General features: G+C 24.6%; 18 protein-coding genes and 1 other annotated feature. Of the genes, 3 read left to right on the top strand and 15 right to left on the bottom strand.

The window, feature by feature from the left end; translation table 11 throughout:
- Nucleotides 1–16: 16 nt before the first annotated feature.
- Complete coding sequence (locus tag B5D11_RS12600) at nt 17–190, bottom strand: hypothetical protein (RefSeq protein WP_164850209.1); 174 nt, start codon at nt 188–190, stop codon at nt 17–19.
- Between the two features lie 170 nt (nt 191–360).
- Between B5D11_RS12600 and B5D11_RS00840 the strand changes: the two genes are divergently transcribed.
- Complete coding sequence (locus tag B5D11_RS00840; protein WP_078681148.1) at nt 361–855, top strand: FMN-binding protein; 495 nt, start codon at nt 361–363, stop codon at nt 853–855.
- A gap of 53 nt (nt 856–908) precedes the next feature.
- Here the strand turns inward: B5D11_RS00840 and asnS are convergent, their stop codons facing one another.
- The 3 genes from asnS to B5D11_RS00855 form a co-directional block, all read right to left on the bottom strand.
- Nucleotides 909–2,300, bottom strand: coding sequence for an asparagine--tRNA ligase (asnS, locus tag B5D11_RS00845; protein WP_078681149.1), 1,392 nt, complete (start codon nt 2,298–2,300; stop codon nt 909–911).
- A 68-nt stretch (nt 2,301–2,368) separates the two neighbouring features.
- Nucleotides 2,369–2,608 (bottom strand) — a binding site (T-box leader).
- A gap of 43 nt (nt 2,609–2,651) precedes the next feature.
- Nucleotides 2,652–4,466, bottom strand: coding sequence for a MutS-related protein (locus tag B5D11_RS00850; RefSeq protein ID WP_143327663.1), 1,815 nt, complete (start codon nt 4,464–4,466; stop codon nt 2,652–2,654).
- Between the two features lie 197 nt (nt 4,467–4,663).
- Nucleotides 4,664–5,578 carry a metal ABC transporter substrate-binding protein gene (locus B5D11_RS00855; RefSeq protein ID WP_078681151.1) on the bottom strand — a complete coding sequence of 305 codons (915 nt, stop codon included), beginning with the start codon at nt 5,576–5,578 and terminating at the stop codon, nt 4,664–4,666.
- Nucleotides 5,579–5,800: 222 nt separating this feature from the next.
- Between B5D11_RS00855 and B5D11_RS00860 the strand changes: the two genes are divergently transcribed.
- The gene (locus B5D11_RS00860; protein ID WP_078681152.1) at nt 5,801–6,058 is read left to right on the top strand and encodes a hypothetical protein; all 258 of its coding nucleotides are present in this window, start codon (nt 5,801–5,803) and stop codon (nt 6,056–6,058) included.
- Nucleotides 6,059–6,188: 130 nt separating this feature from the next.
- Here the strand turns inward: B5D11_RS00860 and B5D11_RS00865 are convergent, their stop codons facing one another.
- From B5D11_RS00865 to B5D11_RS00900, 8 genes are all read right to left on the bottom strand, one after another.
- On the bottom strand, nt 6,189–7,589 hold the full coding sequence (locus B5D11_RS00865) for a DUF4340 domain-containing protein (protein WP_078681153.1): 1,401 nt from the start codon (nt 7,587–7,589) through the stop codon (nt 6,189–6,191).
- A complete protein-coding gene (locus B5D11_RS00870) occupies nt 7,586–9,016 on the bottom strand; it encodes a GldG family protein (RefSeq protein WP_164850208.1) in 1,431 nt (476 codons plus the stop codon). Before B5D11_RS00870 ends, B5D11_RS00865 begins: the two co-directional genes overlap by 4 nt.
- Before the next feature lie 11 nt (nt 9,017–9,027).
- Entirely contained in the window at nt 9,028–9,891 is an 864-nt protein-coding gene (locus tag B5D11_RS00875) for an ABC transporter permease subunit (protein WP_078681155.1), read from the bottom strand.
- A 15-nt stretch (nt 9,892–9,906) separates the two neighbouring features.
- Nucleotides 9,907–10,839 (bottom strand): ABC transporter ATP-binding protein, encoded by a 933-nt coding sequence (locus B5D11_RS00880; RefSeq protein ID WP_078681156.1) that lies wholly within the window; start codon nt 10,837–10,839, stop codon nt 9,907–9,909.
- A gap of 295 nt (nt 10,840–11,134) precedes the next feature.
- Nucleotides 11,135–13,378, bottom strand: a complete 2,244-nt coding sequence (gene clpA, locus B5D11_RS00885) for an ATP-dependent Clp protease ATP-binding subunit ClpA (protein ID WP_078681157.1) — start codon at nt 13,376–13,378, stop codon at nt 11,135–11,137.
- A gap of 155 nt (nt 13,379–13,533) precedes the next feature.
- The gene (locus tag B5D11_RS00890; protein ID WP_242942236.1) at nt 13,534–14,877 is read right to left on the bottom strand and encodes a vWA domain-containing protein; all 1,344 of its coding nucleotides are present in this window, start codon (nt 14,875–14,877) and stop codon (nt 13,534–13,536) included.
- 8 nt (nt 14,878–14,885) lie between these two features.
- On the bottom strand, nt 14,886–16,019 hold the full coding sequence (locus B5D11_RS00895; RefSeq protein WP_078681159.1) for an ATP-binding protein: 1,134 nt from the start codon (nt 16,017–16,019) through the stop codon (nt 14,886–14,888).
- 21 nt (nt 16,020–16,040) lie between these two features.
- On the bottom strand, nt 16,041–16,817 hold the full coding sequence (locus B5D11_RS00900; protein ID WP_078681160.1) for a hypothetical protein: 777 nt from the start codon (nt 16,815–16,817) through the stop codon (nt 16,041–16,043).
- A 190-nt stretch (nt 16,818–17,007) separates the two neighbouring features.
- On the opposite strand from B5D11_RS00900, the gene B5D11_RS00905 reads away from it, so the two are divergent.
- Nucleotides 17,008–17,919, top strand: a complete 912-nt coding sequence (locus B5D11_RS00905) for a DUF445 family protein (protein WP_078681161.1) — start codon at nt 17,008–17,010, stop codon at nt 17,917–17,919.
- A gap of 130 nt (nt 17,920–18,049) precedes the next feature.
- Here the strand turns inward: B5D11_RS00905 and B5D11_RS00910 are convergent, their stop codons facing one another.
- From B5D11_RS00910 to B5D11_RS00920, 3 genes are all read right to left on the bottom strand, one after another.
- Nucleotides 18,050–18,355: a spore coat protein gene (locus B5D11_RS00910; RefSeq protein WP_078681162.1), complete on the bottom strand. Its 306-nt coding sequence runs from the start codon at nt 18,353–18,355 to the stop codon at nt 18,050–18,052.
- 50 nt (nt 18,356–18,405) lie between these two features.
- Nucleotides 18,406–18,633: a hypothetical protein gene (locus B5D11_RS00915; protein ID WP_078681163.1), complete on the bottom strand. Its 228-nt coding sequence runs from the start codon at nt 18,631–18,633 to the stop codon at nt 18,406–18,408.
- A 107-nt stretch (nt 18,634–18,740) separates the two neighbouring features.
- Entirely contained in the window at nt 18,741–18,935 is a 195-nt protein-coding gene (locus tag B5D11_RS00920) for an alpha/beta-type small acid-soluble spore protein (RefSeq protein ID WP_078681164.1), read from the bottom strand.
- Nucleotides 18,936–18,989: the final 54 nt, after the last annotated feature.

An 18,989-nucleotide genomic window follows, 5' to 3' on the forward strand; every position in this document is an offset into this window, starting at 1 on the left:
TATGCAGACCTTATTTTTACATATGTGAACCGTTATCGCTTTGTCTTATAGCTCTAGCTTTTGCATGTACTTGAGCATCATTTCCTGTATCTTTATATCCAGTTTTAGAATTTAAACTATTAAAATCTCTTTGTAGTGCAGATTGAATTTTTGATTCTTCTATAAAATTTTTTTTCTTTTTTTGAACCATAAAATCATCTCCCTTAAATTAAATTTTCTATATTTCTATATTAGATTTCCCCAAAATATATTAATATATAAAAATTTAATGTTTTTATATATTACAATAATCTATAAAAAAATGAATAAATTCATATTATTTTTACACATACTATAAAAAAACGAAAGGAAGTTTTTAATATGAAAAAATTAATTTCATTTGTATTATCATTTTTTGTTATTATATCTTTATCAGCTTGTGGCAAACAATCTAATCCCCCAGCTGAAACCAAAACAAATCCAGACGTATCAAGTAATAAAGATATTGAAAATAAAGCTACCACACCTGATATTGAAACTACTGGTAAATATAAAGATGGTACTTATGAAGGTATAGGTGATAAATGGGAGCATGGTCAAGAAAGTGCAATTGTAACTATTGAAAATGGGAAAATAGTAAAAGTAGATTTAAAAAGATTAGATACTAATGGTAAAGAAGTTAACTATGAACAATGGACTGGACAAAAAGATGCAAGCGGTAAAGTATATCCTAATTTAAAACAATATAGAATAGATTTAGCTAATAAAATTATAGAAAAGCAAAGTCCCGATGTAGATGTTATATCTGGTGCTACAATAAGCTCAAAAAATTGGAAAACAGCTGTTGAAAGAGCTTTAGATAAAGCTAAATTATAATAAAAAAATAATGAGTAAGTATCTTAATTTTAAGATACTTACTCATTATTTTTTTAAAATTCTGCGTTTCCTGTTGTTCTTGGGAAAGGAATTACATCTCTTATATTTGACATACCTGTTATATACATTATTATTCTTTCAAAACCAAGTCCAAATCCTGCATGTTTAGTTTCACCATATTTTCTAAGTTCTAAATACCACCAATAATCTTCTTTCTTAAGACCAAGTTCATTCATTCTTTTTTCTAAAACTTCAAGTCTTTCTTCCCTTTGACTTCCACCAATTATTTCTCCAACTCCAGGAACAAGTAAATCCATAGCAGCTACTGTTTTCCCATCATCATTTTGTCTCATATAAAAAGCTTTAATCTCTTTAGGGTAATTTGTTACAAATACAGGTTTTTGGAAATATTTTTCAGTAATATATCTTTCATGTTCTGTTTGAAGATCTATTCCCCATTTTACAGGATATTCAAATTTTTCTCCACTTTTTTCAAGTATTTCTATGGCTTCTGTATAAGTAATTCTTCCAAAATCAGAATTTAAAACATTATTTAATCTTTCAAACAATGTTTTATCTATAAATTTATTGAAAAATTCCATTTCTTCAGGTGCATTTTCCATTACATAATTTATTATATATTTGACCATATCTTCTGCAAGTTCCATATCATCTTCAAGATCAGCAAAAGCTATTTCTGGTTCTATCATCCAAAATTCTGCAGCATGTCTTGCCGTATTTGAATTTTCTGCTCTAAAAGTAGGACCAAAAGTGTATACATTTTTAAAAGCTAGGGCAAAACTCTCTGCATTTAATTGACCACTTACAGTTAAGTTTGTTGATTTGCCGAAAAAGTCTTTAGAATTATCAATTTTCCCTTCTTTTGTCTTTGGAAGATTTTCCATATCTAAAGTAGTTACTCTAAACATTTCTCCAGCACCTTCAGCATCACTGCCTGTAATTATTGGAGTATGAACATAAACAAATCCTCTTTCTTGAAAAAATTTATGTATAGCATAGGCTGCTAAAGAACGTACTCTAAAAACTGCTGAAAAAGTATTTCCTCTTGGTCTTAAATGTGCTATAGTTCTTAAATATTCAAAACTATGTCTCTTCTTTTGAAGTGGAAAATCTGGATGAGATAATCCTTCTATTATAATATTTTTAGCTTTAAGTTCAAAAGGCTGCTTAGCTTCTGGAGTTAATACAATCTCTCCTTCTACAGTCAAAGATGAACTTATAGGAAGTTTAGCTACTTCCTTATAATTTTCTAAGTTATTTTCAAAAACTACCTGTAAATTTTTAAAAAAAGTACCATCATTAAGTTCTATAAACCCAAAAACATTAGATGCTCTTACTGTTCTAACCCATCCTGAGACCTTTACAATTTTTCCTGCATAGTTTGCTGTGTCTCTGTATAATTTTTTTATAGCTACACTTTCCATAATCCTTCCTCCTTTTAGTTTTATAAATAAATTATTAAATAAAATAAAAAAACTTTCGTCCTATAAAATAATGGGACGAAAGTTTATATCCGCGGTGCCACCCAAATTGCTTTAAATAAAGCCAACTTTAAAGTACATATGATACTTTCCAATTTATAACGTATTGGACACGTCTAAGCCTACTGCAAAAATGGTTCGGTTAGAAACTCAGAGATGTTCTTCACTATAGGTTTCATACCAATTTCCACCAAAACATTGGCTCTCTTTAAATCCACACTTATAGCTACTCTTCTCTTCAAAGTTTTTATATATAGTATTCATTTATTAATATTATATCAATTTTTATTATTATTACAACATTTTTTTATTATTTCCATCAAAATTTATACCTGCAAGTCTCATTAAATATACTGCATTTCTCGTGTTTGAAATTCCTTCTCTTAATTTATAGTCAAATTTTATTTCGTTATTTTTATAATATTCTTCAAAATGAAAGTTTTTAACTTTTTTATTCTTTGTTTCTATATCTCCAAGCTCTAAATCATGGGTAGATACAAGACCTATAGTATTATTATAACTAAGTTTATTTATAAGAGCTTCCGCACCTAAATGTCTATCAATAGAATTAGTCCCTTTAAAAATTTCATCTAGTAAAAAAAATATAGGTTCTCCTTTTTCTGAATTCTTTATTATATTTTTTATTCTTAAAATTTCTGCATAAAATGAAGATATATTTTTTTCAAGATTGTCGCTTATTCTCATACATGTATATATATTCATAAGAGAACAAATAAATTCTTTAGCACACACTTTAGAGCCTGAATAAGCTAAAACTAAATTAATTCCTAAAGTCCTAAGAAATGTACTCTTCCCTGACATATTTGATCCTGTAATTAAAAGTATACTATAAGGTTCTCCTATAATGCAATCATTAGAAACAGCATTTTTAAGAAGAGGATGAGCTACAGCTTGAGCTTTTAAAACTAATTTATTGTTTATAAAATTCGGAACAGTCCAGGTTTTATTATCAAAATTTATTATAGCTAAAGATGATAAAGCCTCGAATTCTCCTATAACATTAAACCAATCTTCTATTTCTTTCCCATATATTTTCTTCCACATTAAAAGCATGTCTATTAAATGATAGTCCCATAAAAATAAAAGATTAATTATTTTATTAAATAAATTACTTCTATCTGAAACTTTATTGCTTATTTTTTTAAAATCATCTATAGCTTTAGAAGCTTTAATATTATTTTTATTTATTAATTTTTGTTTTAAATTTATAAGCATAGAAGATTTAAAATTTTTACTTTCAATTAATAATATCATTTCATAATAAGTGTTTATTTGTTTTTTATATTCATAAATAGCATCTAAATTTTTTGCTCTAAATCCTTCACCTATTTTTAATATAATAGCATTTATTCCAATAAAAATAAGTGGTATATAATATCCAATATCTTTATTTAAAAAATAATATATTATAGAAACTATGGTAATAATAGGCATTATGAAAGATGTCATTTTAAAAAATTTATTTATTTTTATATCTTCTTTTGCCCATTTTAAAAGATTTTCTGGATTTTTGTTTTTTTCTAAATTAATTTCTCCTAAAGCTTTAAATTTTTGTCTCCAGCCTATATGTACTGAAAGTTCCTCTATTGCCTCTTGTCTTTTAAGTATTTCATCAATATTTAAGTTTGGATAAGCTAAAATATCTCTTAATCTTTTTCTTCCTAAAAAAGTTGTGCAGCAATTTATCCATTGGTATAAAGAATTTTTACCAAATAAATCTAAATCATAAGAAAAATTATGATCTATATCTATAAATTCTTCTCCACAATCTTTAAATTCTCTCCATTTACCTTCTACTCTTTCTATAGATTCTTCATTTAAATTTATTAAAGCTAAAGTTAAATTTCTATTTTTTATAACTTTATTATGCTTTTTTACAAGAATTATAAATAAAATAATTGTTATAAAAAACAGACATAATGATAAATAATATTTTTTATGTAAATATAAATAAACAGAGAAACCTAATCCTGCTATAAATATTATAAGTCTTAGTGCACTAATAAAATTTATTGTCTGCTTTTGTTTTAAAGAAAGCTTTTTAAATTTATCTTTTCTATTTTCATAAATTTCTTTTGTATTTTCCAATATATTCATCTCTCCTTTTAAGCCTTTATCTTTTAAGCATTTTATAATGTAATTATTATGTATAATGTATTTTTAATATTAATTAATTATTTATATATAATTATACCCTAATTTTTGCATAATAAAAGGAGCTTTTAATTATTTATATAACTGTACATATAAATAATTAAAAGCTCATATTTTTAAATTTATTTTAGTTATTTTAAGCTATTATAAATTTTTTCTAAATTATATTTCATGCTTTCTATATAATTTTTATTATCTTCTTTGCTTTCTATAGTATAAATTTTTTCTACAGAAGCACCTACCTCTTTTGCCAAAGTTTCAGAAACCTTTGGACTTGCAAGTTCTTCCATAAATATTACTTTTATATTATTTTTTTTGCTAAAATCTACTAAATCCATCATTTTTTTAGGAGTTGGCTCTCCTTCTGCAAATACATCTTCAACACTATTTTGATTTAAATTAAAATCTCTGCATAAATATGCAAAAGCTGCATGCCCTGTTACAAAATTTTTATTAGAAATACTTTGAAATTTTTTATTATATTCTTCATATAAATTATCTAATTGTAAAGCAAATTCATTATAATTCTTTTCATAAAAATCTTTATTTTCTTTATCTATTTTTATTAATGCATCTTTTATATTTTTAGCAGAATTTTTAGCTTCCTTAAGGCTAAGCCAAATATGTGGATCATATTTTCCATTATCTTCTTTTATTAAATTACATCCTTTTGATGCTTCAACAATTTCTAAAGACTTATTATTTATGGCTTCTAATGTTTTATCTACCCATGTTTCCATACCTAATCCATTATAAATAAATAATTTTGCATCATTTAAACTTTCCATATCTTTAGGTTTTGGCTCGAAATCATGAGGCTCAACTCCTTCAGGAATCATTGTTTTTACTGATATTTTATCTTTACCTATAGCTTCAGCAAATTCTCTTAATGGATTAAATGATACAACTACAGATATTTTATCACTTTTTTTAGAATTATTATCTAAAGTGTTTTTTTCAACATTAGTTAATTTGTTATTTGAACACGAAGAAAAAATAAATATTGTAGAAAAAATTAACACTATACTAAAAAGTTTCTTAATCATAAATACACCTCTTATTATAAATTAATGCAAATCATTTGCATCTGTATATAAATATATATGTATTTATGATTATTGTCAATAGTTTATATTATATTATGGTAATATAATACTATTATGTTAATCATTTATAATATTTATTTAAATTATTTATATAACTTATAAATAATTATATTAGTGGAAAAATAAATTTTAGAGTTTTATAAATTTTAAAGGAGGATGACTATGAGAAAACATTACAGCGTAATTTTAATGTATGATGATTATAATTGTGCAATAAAACAAATAAGTAAAAACACATATGATCAAATTCAAGATATGAAAAAAAGGGGAGAAAGTGATAAAAGTATAATAAAAAGTTTAACAGAAATAAATACTGTAGAAGATAATATAATAATAAATGGTGCCACAATAGAAGAAGCCAAATCTCGTGCTCAAGATGAAGGTGAAGATTTTATAGTATTGAAAAATTTTACGCATTAAAATATAAAACAAAATATATTATAATAAAAAAATATTAAATGCTTATTTATACTTACAATAGATACATGGAAATTTTACAAAAAATAATATGCTGCAAAACTTTTTATAGTTTTGCAGCATATTTTGCTTTTTATTTCTTTAATTTATTAAATTCATCTAACATATTCTGAACCTGTATTTTAGAAATTAAAAATTCTGATTTACCATCTACAAAAACTGCATAAAAATCATTATTATACTCCACAAAACTTACAATAGTTGTTTTTTTATTTGTGGAATTTAAATTATAAACAATTCTTACTTCTGGTTTTTCAGAAAGATTTTTATCATTTACAGCTTCTACTTGCAATCCTATAAGTTTTTGATAAAAATTTTTAAAAGGTTCTTCTGAAACTTCTTTACCATTTATTTTATATGTTGTTAAAGTTTCATCTTTTTCTCCTTCTTTTTCTGCTTTCTTTACAGTTCTTGAAAGAGTTATAATATCCTTTTGAGATCTATTTTCTATATTAATTTGATTTACTAAATCTATATTGGTAAGATAAACAAACTTATCTATTAAATCAAAAGGATTTAAATTTAAAGCCTCCATAGAATCTTTAGACATAGCATAGATTTCTGGAGCTCCAGCAATTTTAAAGGCTACATTATCATTATCTACATCTTTTCCAAAATATAAATGCAATTCATGTTTACCGTCTTTAGCTAAAATTTCTAATCTAGGCTTATCTAAACCATATTTAGATAGTTCTTTAGAAGAATCTGAAATAAAATCTGAAATACTAAGCTTTGTTATAGAATCATTTAATTCATTTAATTTATCAGAATTTACTGCATGAATATTATTATAAGGTTTAGTCATTACAAAAGCATTTATTCCATATTGCTTTTCATTATCATTTTGAGCTTCATTTGCTTTTATTTCAATAGTTTCACCTTTTAAATTAACAATTTTAATGTATTTAATATTGGAAGTATCAATAGCAGGTAATTCTTTACTTCGTAAATCATTTATAGAATACTTTATAGAATCTCCTACACTTTCAGAAACTGTATATATATCATTTTTGTTTTTTAATTTAAGATAATAACTGGTTCCTTCAGGAGTTTTATCGCCTAATTCTAAAGTATAGCTGCTTCCATCTTTTAAAAATGATGTAACTGTATTTTTACTATTTTTAAGTCCATACTTATCTAAATCTTTAGCTTCTTTTTCAACAGACTTTTCAGCTGTTAAAGATGTAAAGTTTTGAACTAATCTATTTAACATATTTTGATCTAACTTTAAATCTTGTTTTTCTTCATATACCCAATTATTATCTTTCTTAATAAAAGAAAATGATCCTTTTTCATTGTTTAATATAATTTTAGTCATTTTGCTTTCATCTAATTTTAATATTTCAATTGTTTCACTTTCTGCACTTTTATCTTTGTCTGTTTTATCACTAGGATTTTTACTTAAATAAAAATATGCACCTATTAACACTCCCAAAAGTACTATTAATAATACAATTTTTAGAAGTTTCTTCATCTATGTCTCCTCCTAGCCCATACAGTAACTCCTATTATTAAAATTATTACTGGTATTAATATTACTACAACACCTGACAATGCAAGTTTTTGGAACACAGTCATAACTAGCATATCTGAAGTTAAACTCTTAGGTCTTATAGAAACACTATCTTTTTTATCCTGCATCCAATTTAAAGAATTCATAAAGAAATCTAAATTAGCACCCTTAGTTGCAGAAATAATATCATCATTTATAAATGTACTTCCACCTATAACTACAAGTTTAGTACTCTTTTTAGCTTCAGAATCTTCATCTGTTATTGCTACAGCAATATTTAATGGTCCTTGTATATCATTAGGCTCTTTTACCATAGTTGTAGAATTCAAATTAACCTTTCCCCATGAGTTACTTGATGTAGTAAGCAATGGTTCAATTTTAACTGTATTTCTTTTTAAATCGAGATTACTTATACCTTGTGAAACTGGCATTAATAGATATAATTTATTTGATTTAATTTCATTTACTATTTCATGTGTTCCAATATTAGGAAGTAAATCTATTGGCTGTTGAACAATATTTGAAGATTCTCCTTCTATTGCTAAAGCATTTTGCATTTTTACTCCATAAAAAGATAAAAGTTCTTGAAAATTTGGAAGTACTTCTTTAGTTATATCCATTATAAACATTGCTCTGCCACCATTTATAAGAAATGATTTTATTTTATCAGCTTCTTCTTTAGATAAGTCTCTTCTTGGAGAAGCTATAACTAAAATTCCTTCTTTATCCATTTCATTTCCACTTTGAAGCAAATTAATTTGTTTTACAGCATAATTTTCAGCTTCAAGCTGCTTTGTTATGCTGCTGCTTAAATCTATTTCTTCGTGACCTGTTAAAGTATATATAGTATTTTGCTTATCTGAATTTACATAAATTATTGCATTAGTAATTTGCTGTTCTGCTGCAAAAGAATCAACCTGCTGCTGTCCATATTCATCATAGCTTATGTTAAATAAATCATAGTAATCTATAACTTTAAATTTATTTCCACTTTCAATTACTATACTATTTGCACCTGCTTTTACATCTCCTTTATTATATTTTTGAACAACCTGCGGATTTTTGATAGGATCTTTATATTCTACAGAAATCTTTTTTGAAGCTTCTTTATACTTATCAAGTATATTTGTAAAACTTTGAATTTCATTACTGCTTTCAAAAAAAGCTATAATTTTTGTATCATTTTTTAAATTGTTTAAAACTTTATAAGTTTCGTCTGATAATGAAAATATTTTTTCTTGTGTTAAATCTTTTTTTATATTTATCTTACTTGCTACAAAATTTACAGCGAGAAGAATGGCTAACACTAAAGCTGTAACCAATGTAGAATATGAACCATATTTAAATTTTGAAGTTTTAAATGATTTTTTTATATCTAATTTTTTCATGTTGTTTCCTCCTAGCTCCATCTTCTCTTTTCTATCATTTGTATAGTTAAATACACAAATGCTATATTAAATGTTATATAATAAACTATTGAAGACACATCTAATATTCCCATACCAAAATTTTGAAATCTATTTACAAGGGAAAACCATCCAAAAAAATTAGGCAAAAATCCTTCAAATAAAGCAATCTTTTTAATTGCAAGAATTATTATAATTATAGCTCCAATAACACCTGTTATTGATGAAACTATTATATTTCTAGTTGCAAAATAAATCAGTATTGCTATGGATATAACTAAGATAGCTGAAAATACTATACCTGAAGTAGCTCCTGAAGGGAGATTTTGCTTTATAAAATCTAAAAGCCATACAACTAACAGCATACCAAAAGATATAACTGCTGCAATAACTTGATTTTCCGTAAGTGATGATGCAAAAATACCAATAGCTATAAGTGATGCTCCCATTAGAGCAAATCCTATATAAGTAGTAACTATCTGCCCTACTGGAATAGTCCCAAATTGAGATAATATAATAGGATACAAAATAGTTACAGCTAAAGTTATAAAAAATAAAGCTACAGCTGCAAGATATTTACCTATAACTATTTCACTAACACTTAAAGGAGATGTTAAAAGAAGCTGATCTGTCTTTTGATGTTTTTCCTCTGCTATAAGTTTCATTGTAATTATTGGTACCAAAATTAAAAATATAAATATTATACTTGAAAGTACCGAACTATAATCAGGACTTCCTGGAAGTAAATTATAGCTTGCAAAAAATATACCACATATAAATAAAAATACTCCCATAAATACATAACCTGAAGCTGAATAAAAATAAGTTTTGAGTTCTTTATTAAATATTGCTAACACATTAATTCCTCCTTACTATTGTGCAGTAACTTGTAAAAATACTTCTTCTAATGATAAATTTACAGGTTTCATCATAAGAACAGGCACTTCTGCCTTGGAAAGTTTCCAAAACAGTTTCTCTCTAATATCTTCATTTTGTTTTGCTTCTACCAATATATCAAAAGTACCTTTTTCAACAGTATCTTGAATTTCAACTTTTTCAACTTCATTAATATCTTTAAGCATAGCTGCAATTTCTTTTCCATTTCCTTTTATTCTCAATAAAATTTTATTGCTGTAGCTAAATTTTTTAGCAAGTTCATCTGGAGTACCAGTTGCAACAATTTCACCTTTATTAATTATAATAACTCTGTCACAAACTGCACTAACTTCTGAAAGTATATGAGAACTTAATATAACAGTATGATTTTTGCCTATTTCTTTAATTAAATTTCTAATTTCTATTATTTCTTTTGGATCAAGTCCTACAGTAGGCTCATCTAATATAAGAAGTTCTGGATTCCCTATAATAGCTTGAGCTAATCCAACTCTTTGTTTATATCCTTTAGATAAATTTTTAATAAGTCTATTTCTATGATGACTTATTTTTACTACATCACATACTCTTTGAATTGTTTCAAAAACATCTTTAGATGGTATATCTTTAATTTTACACACAAATTTTAAATATTCTTCCACAGTCATATCCATATATAGCGGAGGTAATTCTGGAAGATATCCTATTTTTTTCTTAGCTTCTTTTGGCTTTTCTAAGATATCTATTCCATCAATTTTAACACTTCCTTCTGAGGCTGAAATATATCCTGTTATAATATTCATTGTGGTAGATTTTCCAGCACCATTAGGCCCCAAAAATCCAAGTATTTCACCATCATTTATGGTCAAGTTTAATCCATTTAATACTACATTTTGACCATATCGTTTCACTAAATTTTCAATTTGAACCAACGAAAATCCCTCCTATGTATTTTTAAAAAAAATTTTATACAGGATTTATTTATTATAATTTAATTTATATATTTTTTATAATAATATCTATAAATTGATATTTAAATAAAACCCCATATTGTAATCGTTGTTATGTAATTTTTTTACTCATACAACAAAATATATTGTATCATAACTTTATAATATATAAAAGTTAATAAATTTGTATAAAAATGAAAAAAGTTTTTATTTTATATTACTATTTTGTAAACAAAAGGACTATTTCAAAATATTATTTTGAAATAGTCCTTAATATCTAAAGCTTTTTTATAACTATATTGTTATTATTAATATCTATAGATGCAGTACCTCCATTTGATAATTCTCCAAAAAGTACTTCATCAACAAAATAAGGTTTTATCTTTTGTTCTACAATTCTATTAATTTCTCTAGCACCATAATTTGAAGCGAGTCCATTTAAAGCAATATATTCATAACATTTATCTGTAACAACTAAATTTATACTTTTACTTTTAAGTTTTTCTTCAAAATTTCTAATTGCTTTTTTAGCAATTAAAATTGCCATTGATTTATCCATATTATTAAATAATACAATATCATTTAATCTATTTCTAAATTCTGGAGAAAAAAATCTTTCTATTTCTTTATTTATGGCTTCTTCCTCTACAATTCTTTCTCCAAAGCCTATTATATTTTTACCAATTTCTTTAGCTCCAGCATTAGAAGTCATAATAAGTATAACATTTTTAAAATCTGCTTTTTTACCTGTATTATCTGTAAGTTTTGCATAATCCATTATTTGAAGAAGAATATTTAAAACATCAGGATGAGCTTTTTCTATTTCATCTAACAAAAGTACGCAATGTGGAGTCTTTCTTATAGCATCTGTTAAAAGACCTCCTTCGTCATAGCCTGCATATCCTGGAGGTGCCCCAATAAGTCTAGAAGCAGTATGTTTTTCCTGATATTCACTCATATCAAAACGTATTAAAGGTATTCCAAGCGAAATAGCAAGTTGTTTTGAAAGTTCAGTTTTTCCAACTCCTGTAGGTCCTACAAAAAGCAAGCTTGCTATAGGTTTTTCTCCTTCATTAAACCCAGCTCTAGAGCGTTTTATAGCTTTTACAACGGTATCAATAGCATTATCCTGTCCGTATATAGAAGCTTTAAGAAAATTTTCTAAGTTTTTAAGTATATCTATTTCATTAGCTGAAACACTTTGCTCTGGAATTTTTCCAATAAAAGATACCATTTTTTCTATTTCTTTTATTGTAATTATAATTTTTTTATTTTCTTTATCAGAATTAAGCCTTGCATATGCTCCTGCTTCATCTATTACATCTATAGCTTTATCTGGGAGAAATTTATCTTGTATATACTTAAAAGATAGCTCGCAGGCAGCTTTTAAAGCTTCATCTTCATATATTACATTATGATAACTTTCATATTTGTCTTTTAATCCTAAAAGTATTTTATATGTATCATCTACTGAAGTTTCTGGTACTTCAATTTTTTGAAATCTTCTAGATAAAGCTCTATCTTTTTCAAATATCTTTTTATATTCTTCATAAGTAGTTGCACCAATTACTTTAATTCTGCCTCTATCTAAAAAAGGCTTTAATATATTAGATGCGTCCATAGCTCCGCCAGAAACTGAACCAGCACCAACTATAGTATGTATTTCATCTATAAAAACCATAGCTTTTTCTTTTTGTATTATTTCATTTAATATATTTTTTACTCTTTCTTCAAAATCACCTCTATATTTAGTTCCTGCTATCATTGAGCCCATATCTAAAGAATAAATTTTATAATTTTTTAAAGGTTTAGGTACTTTATCACTTACAATAAGCTGTGCTATTCCTTCTATAACAGCAGTTTTCCCAACTCCAGGATCTCCTACATAAATAGGATTATTTTTTTGCCTTCTACACAAAACCTGTAATGTTCTTTGCAATATTTCTTCTCTTCCAATAAAAGGATCAAGCTCTCCTTTTTCTGCCTTTTCAGTAATATCTACGGAAAAAGTTTTAAGCAAACTTTCTTCATTGATATTATCTTCTCTCTCATATTTTTCATATTTTTCTTCATTTATTTTTTCTTCAAAATTTATATCACTTGAAATATCATAAGAAATAAAATTTAGTATATCTATTCGTTTAATTCCTTGGTCCCTTAAAAAAAAGCTAGCGAAACTTTCTTCTTCATCATATATAGCAATAAGTACATCTTCGAATGTTATTATTTTTTTACCACAAGCTAAAACATGACTAGCTGCCTTAGACAACATATTTTCTATACCTAAAGTTTGTATAGGTTCTTTATTATCGACTTTAGCAATATAATCATTAAAATAATTTTGTATATCTCTTTTTAATTTTTCAATATCTCCACCGCAATTTTCTAAAATTTTTCTGCTTTCATCAAAAAACAAAGATGCATATAATATATGCTCTGGAGTTATGTATTCATGTTTTCCTTCCTTTGCTTTATTATAAGCTACAATAAAAATTTCATTTAATAATCTGTCAATATCCATTGCTCATTCCTCTTTCAAGCTTAATTTTAATGAGAAAGCATCTTTTTACACTTTACTTTATATAGTTATAATATATATATACTTTGAATTTCTTATATTTATAATAAATTTTATAAAAAACTATAAATTATATTTTATTTTTAATGATTTAATATTTAACCGCTTTGCTGCCATTCAAGTTCTCTAAATTCTTTTATAAGCTCAGGTGCATTTTCTATTACTTGTTCTTTGATTTTATTATTTGAAAGTTTTTTAATAACTCCATAAGGATTTTTTAAAGACAACTCTTCTTCTTTTCCTGTTAAAACCCAAAGAGTTTTTTTATGAACAGGTCTTATAGAAAGTTCCTTTTCTCCTAATCCATCTGTAAAATATATTAGTATATAGTTATTCATATTATTATTTTTCATATACTCAAAAACTGGAGAAAATTTTGTACTTCCTCTTGTATTTAATTTTTTCTTTATGTCTTTTATATTTTTTACCTTATAAACTCGTCTAACATTACTATCACACTCTAATATAGTAATTTCCCTATGATAATTTTTAACTATTGAAAATACTTCTGCCATTATTTCTTCTATTTCTTTATCGCTTATGCTCCCACTTATATCTATAGCTACAGCAATTTGTGCTGTATATTTAGGAAGTCTTCCTCTTAAATCAAGCCTTTCAGGTTGTCTTCTATCCTTTCTTGTAATAGTCTTTTTATAACCATATGGAAGACTCCCTAAAAGTTTTTTAAGATAATCTTTCCAAGAAATTTCAGACTTTTTGTTTAATTCCCTCATAAGCTCATCTATACTTTTAGGGACCCTACCTTTTAAAGCACTTGACGCTAATTTTTTAGTCATCTCTTTTGCAAGAGATTCATCTACTTCATCATTTAAAGACCAAAGCTCATGAGAATTTTTCCAATCAATATCTTCTGTATCTTCTTCATTAGATTTTTCTTTTTTTAATTTATTTAAAGCCTTTTGTATTATATCAGCGTATTGCTCCATAGTCTTGTCTTCTTCTAAAACTACATTATAACTTCTTTTTACATTATCAATGCTATATGACCAAGAAGGCAAATTTAAAATATATTGATTTATAGAAATATCCATAGCTATATTTATAGCTAAATTACTATATTTATATTTTAATGCTTTAGCTCTTATATGATGACCACTCATAATATGATAAATTTCATGTTTTATAAGTGCTTGTATTTCTTTTATAGTACATTCTAAAATGTAAATAGGATTAAAATATATTATAAATCCATTTGAAGTTAGTTTTGTTCCTGTTGGAGAAGGCAAGTCCATACTTATTTCTCTCTTCATTTGAATTAAAAATATAGCAAAAAAATTTTCTTCATCTTTCATCATAGAAAATGTACAAATTTCTATGAGCTTAAAAAATTTTTTCTTAAAATCTTCAGTTATTTTAAAATTTTCATTAAAAGCTGATAGCTCAATTATAAGTTCATCTTTAATTCTTTTAAATGATTCCACTATACATTCTACTCCTCTATTTCATTATACATTTTAAAAAATCCATCTATAAAATAATCTTCCATAAGAAATTTATTATATATATGTTCTGGGCAACTTTCCTTTATTTCTTTCATAATTCCAAATTTTAAATCCGATGGAAAATAGTCTAAAAATTGCGAAAAAAGTTTTATTTCATTTTCTATTTTTTCTTTGTTGTTTATATAATTTAAAGCATTTTTTGCAGCCATATAAAGTCTTGAATGGCTTTCAGATTTTATTTTATTTATAAGTTCTTTATCTATTTCATCTTTTAAAAAAATATCTTCAGGCCTAATAATAGGATTTTTATTATTCTCTAAAAAGGTATGAAATTCTTCAGCAATATATGGTCCTACATTACCTTTTACAACATTTTGAAATATTTTAAAAGGAATTTCATTTTTTTTATTTAAAAATACTTTATATGCTTTTGATATTCTTTCCCAGCTTCTTGGAGTTGCTTTTATTGTTTCATCTGAATAAGGAGTGTGTAAATACTCAGGAAAACTTGATATAAAATTTAAAATATCTTCATGTATATAATTATTTTCCATTCCCCATGATAACCATGACTTTACATCACATTCCAATTCAACCCAGACAAATCTATCTTCTTGCGCTGGATCCATATCTACAACTTGGTAATTACTTTCTCTGTATTCATCATACTTATTTGAAGGATTCATCGCCGCTACTACCTTTACATTATAAGGAAGTTTATATCCATTAATCTCCCTATTTAATATTATATTCATTAATTCTTGTTGTACCGTATGCTCACATCTATTTATTTCATCTATAAATAAAAGTATTATTTTATCTTTATCTTTTTTTATAACATCATCTATTTCTTGAAGTTTTGTATGAGTAGCATAAACAGTTCTCTTTTTTAAAATTTCTCTGCCATCTATAAAAGTTTTATATTCTTCTATAGTAGGAAGTCCTCCTATTTCCCCTTCTTTAAGCATATTACCATCTATAGTTATATTATAATATCCTTTATCTTTACAAAGTTTTTTTATAAGTGCAGTTTTACCTATACCGCTTTCACCTATTAAAAGAGGAACCTCGCCACTTTCCAAAATTAAGTTTATTGTTTCTAATGCATCTTTAAAATTCATAATTACGTCTCCTTTTATATGTTAAAAGCTTAATTTATAATCTACTAAAATTCTTTTTGCCATTTTACTACCATAATTATATATAAACTTTATCTTATCTATAGGAAGTGATTCACATTTTATAAAATTAATTAAATAGTTTTTATCTATAGCTTCAGCACTTATTTTTTCTTTCACAATTTCTTTGACTATATTTATATCAATATCTTTTAAATATTTTACTACCTCTATATTATCTTTTATAAAAATAATCTTAGTTTCATAGTTAATATCTTTAATATATAAAATAGCTTCAGCATTATTAATTACAGCTTTTTCTTTAACTTTTAAAGTAGGATTATTTATATATTTAATTGCTGCAAAATATTTTTCAACAGCTAAAAGTTGAATTTCTTCCATTGGCTCCTTTATATATTGAATAGAATCCCAGTCTTTTTCAATAGCTAAAATCTGTAATTCTATAGAAGGATTTTTAACATATTGTATTGCCCATCCTTTAATCTCTACAGCTTTTTTTATAACTTTTTCAGAAGGATTTTTTATAAATTTTAAAGTATTCCAAGCTCTTTCTACTGCATATAAACACATTTCTTCAGTAGGATTTTCAATATATTCAATACTCCATACGCTCTCTTTTAAAGCCTCCCATTGTATTTTTAAAGAAGGATTATTGATATATTTTAATATTGAGCCATTTTTTCTAACAGCCTTAACTATCATTTCTTCAGTAGGATTTTCAATTAATTTAATATAAAAAGGATCTTTATCTAAAATCTGCATTATTTTATTATTATCCATATACACATTACTCCATTAAAAAATTTGTCAATAAATAATAAATATTGATATACTATTATAATCAACATTTATTATTTTTTCAATGTATAAAAGTATAATAAGTATATATTTATTGTATTATAAAGTAGTATACTATTATAGAAGATTTAGTATAACCGACTATAAATTTATTATATTAGGGGGGATTTTAATGGAAAATTATAATAATATCAAAATTCAACTTAACAAATTTATATTAGATATGTTAAAAAGTGATGAGTTTAAAAACAATATTTCTCTTTATATTAAAGAGGAGATTAATAATATTATTTATATAAAAAAAGAGGAAATTTTTAATAATAACATATATAAAAATATTAAATATAATATAAAAATAAATATAATCAATTTATTAAAAAGCGAAGATTTTAAAAATGAAATATATAATTTTTTTGATTATAATTTAAAAGAACTTGAAAAGTCAGATAAAACTTTAGAATTTATAATTTCACCTGGTTTTATAAATGGATTTAAAGTATATATTTATAATCATAAAGATGATATTATTGATTCAATAAAAAATTTTTTAACAAATTCTGATATAAAAAACAAAATAAATAAAGAAATATTTAATATATTAAATGGAATAAACCCTATGGTTTCTAAATTTGTAAATTCTAATACAATTCAAATGAAATTAATGGAGGGTATAAATAATTACTTAAATAATATTAACAATGTTAATTATATAATTAATATAATTAATACAAAAATTGATGAAGTTATGAAAAAAAGAATATCCGAATTTTCTTTATATTTTCCTGATGAAAGTAAAAAATCTTTAATCAATTCTATAACAAACGGTATAATAAATAATTTATATCCTGAAAAAATTGCTGATACTATATTAAATAAACTTGAGGAAAATTTTAAAAAAGAAGTTTACTTATTAAATAAAAATTCTAATAATTCAATTTTAAATATAAATAATACTATAGATGTTTTTTTAAAAAATCATTATAACAATTTTTTAGAAAATAATAAAATTAAAGAATTTATAGATAAATTTTCAAAAGATATTATTGATAATTTCCTTAATAAACCTGTGAAAGATTTCATATAAATTTAATAAAATTGTCTATTAAAATAATAATACTTTCTGTTTAAAATATTACTTGCTTGAATTATTATTTTAATAGACTATTTATTTTCCATATTAAAATATTTATAAAAATTATTGTTTTTAAATTATATTATTGATTATTGTTTAATATATTCTGTGCTTCCTGCATATCTTCTTTTATCTTTTGTCCTGGATTTGCATAAGCATTATACCAATTTTTTGAAATTGCATAATCAGCAATTTTAAAATACTCATCTATGCAAGAATTTAATTGATTTTTTATAAGCTGTCTAAGTTCTGGATTTAATATTTCAGTTATAGCTTTACTTAAAACTTCTATGTCTTTTTTAGAAATATTAAGCATATCAAGTGATAATTCTTTATCTTTTAAAGGGGAATTATTTTCTTCTCCTAAAAAGTTATTTAACCAAGACATAAAATACCACCTTTCATTAAATTAATTTAAAATTAAAGATTTATTATATACTAATTATTATTTTGATTATTTTGAGCATTTAATTGATTATTTATAAAATTTTGAAACTCTTGTATTTTAGTTTTTTTATTATTTAATGTATTTTGCATAATATTTTTTAAATTTTCATCTTGAACCATAGAGATATTGGATTTTATCTTTTTTATACTAAGTATATTTTCATTTAAAAGTTCATGAAGTTCTAAAACTTCAGTAGGTGTCAATTTATTATTTGCCATTAATTTTCTTACTCCCTTCTTTAAAAAAAGAGCTAAAACTTAAAAGTTTTAGCTCTTTTTTTTATTTATAATATGGAATATAATTTATTCTTCAAGTATATGTTGGATTATAAATTTTTTTCGTAAGCTTCTATCATTTTTTTAACCATTTGTCCGCCTACTGATCCAGCTTCTCTTGAAGTTAAATCTCCGTTGTATCCTTCTTTTAGATTAACTCCTACTTCTCTAGCAGATTCCATTTTAAATTTTTCTAATCCTGCCTTTGCTTGAGGTACTAATACTCTATTGCTTTTGCTTGCCATGATTAATTCCTCCTTTTAATTTTTTAATTTTATTTTTTATTTGGTGTTGCTTTG

This window comes from Clostridium sp. USBA 49 (genome assembly GCF_900167505.1).
GTDB lineage: Bacteria > Bacillota > Clostridia > Clostridiales > Clostridiaceae > Clostridium_AT > Clostridium_AT prolinivorans.

What these genes read in the sequence shown, in the direction of transcription:
- B5D11_RS00905 (WP_078681161.1), top strand. Translation starts at nt 17,008, where the DNA reads ATGGAAAATTATAATAATATCAAAATTCAACTTAACAAATTTATATTA.
- B5D11_RS00895 (WP_078681159.1), bottom strand. Translation starts at nt 16,019, where the DNA reads ATGAATTTTAAAGATGCATTAGAAACAATAAACTTAATTTTGGAAAGT.
- B5D11_RS12600 (WP_164850209.1), bottom strand. Translation starts at nt 190, where the DNA reads ATGGTTCAAAAAAAGAAAAAAAATTTTATAGAAGAATCAAAAATTCAA.
- clpA (WP_078681157.1), bottom strand. Translation starts at nt 13,378, where the DNA reads ATGGATATTGACAGATTATTAAATGAAATTTTTATTGTAGCTTATAAT.
- B5D11_RS00860 (WP_078681152.1), top strand. Translation starts at nt 5,801, where the DNA reads ATGAGAAAACATTACAGCGTAATTTTAATGTATGATGATTATAATTGT.
- B5D11_RS00840 (WP_078681148.1), top strand. Translation starts at nt 361, where the DNA reads ATGAAAAAATTAATTTCATTTGTATTATCATTTTTTGTTATTATATCT.
- B5D11_RS00870 (WP_164850208.1), bottom strand. Translation starts at nt 9,016, where the DNA reads ATGAAAAAATTAGATATAAAAAAATCATTTAAAACTTCAAAATTTAAA.
- B5D11_RS00920 (WP_078681164.1), bottom strand. Translation starts at nt 18,935, where the DNA reads ATGGCAAGCAAAAGCAATAGAGTATTAGTACCTCAAGCAAAGGCAGGA.
- B5D11_RS00855 (WP_078681151.1), bottom strand. Translation starts at nt 5,578, where the DNA reads ATGATTAAGAAACTTTTTAGTATAGTGTTAATTTTTTCTACAATATTT.
- B5D11_RS00915 (WP_078681163.1), bottom strand. Translation starts at nt 18,633, where the DNA reads ATGGCAAATAATAAATTGACACCTACTGAAGTTTTAGAACTTCATGAA.
- B5D11_RS00910 (WP_078681162.1), bottom strand. Translation starts at nt 18,355, where the DNA reads ATGTCTTGGTTAAATAACTTTTTAGGAGAAGAAAATAATTCCCCTTTA.
- B5D11_RS00865 (WP_078681153.1), bottom strand. Translation starts at nt 7,589, where the DNA reads ATGAAGAAACTTCTAAAAATTGTATTATTAATAGTACTTTTGGGAGTG.
- B5D11_RS00900 (WP_078681160.1), bottom strand. Translation starts at nt 16,817, where the DNA reads ATGGATAATAATAAAATAATGCAGATTTTAGATAAAGATCCTTTTTAT.
- asnS (WP_078681149.1), bottom strand. Translation starts at nt 2,300, where the DNA reads ATGGAAAGTGTAGCTATAAAAAAATTATACAGAGACACAGCAAACTAT.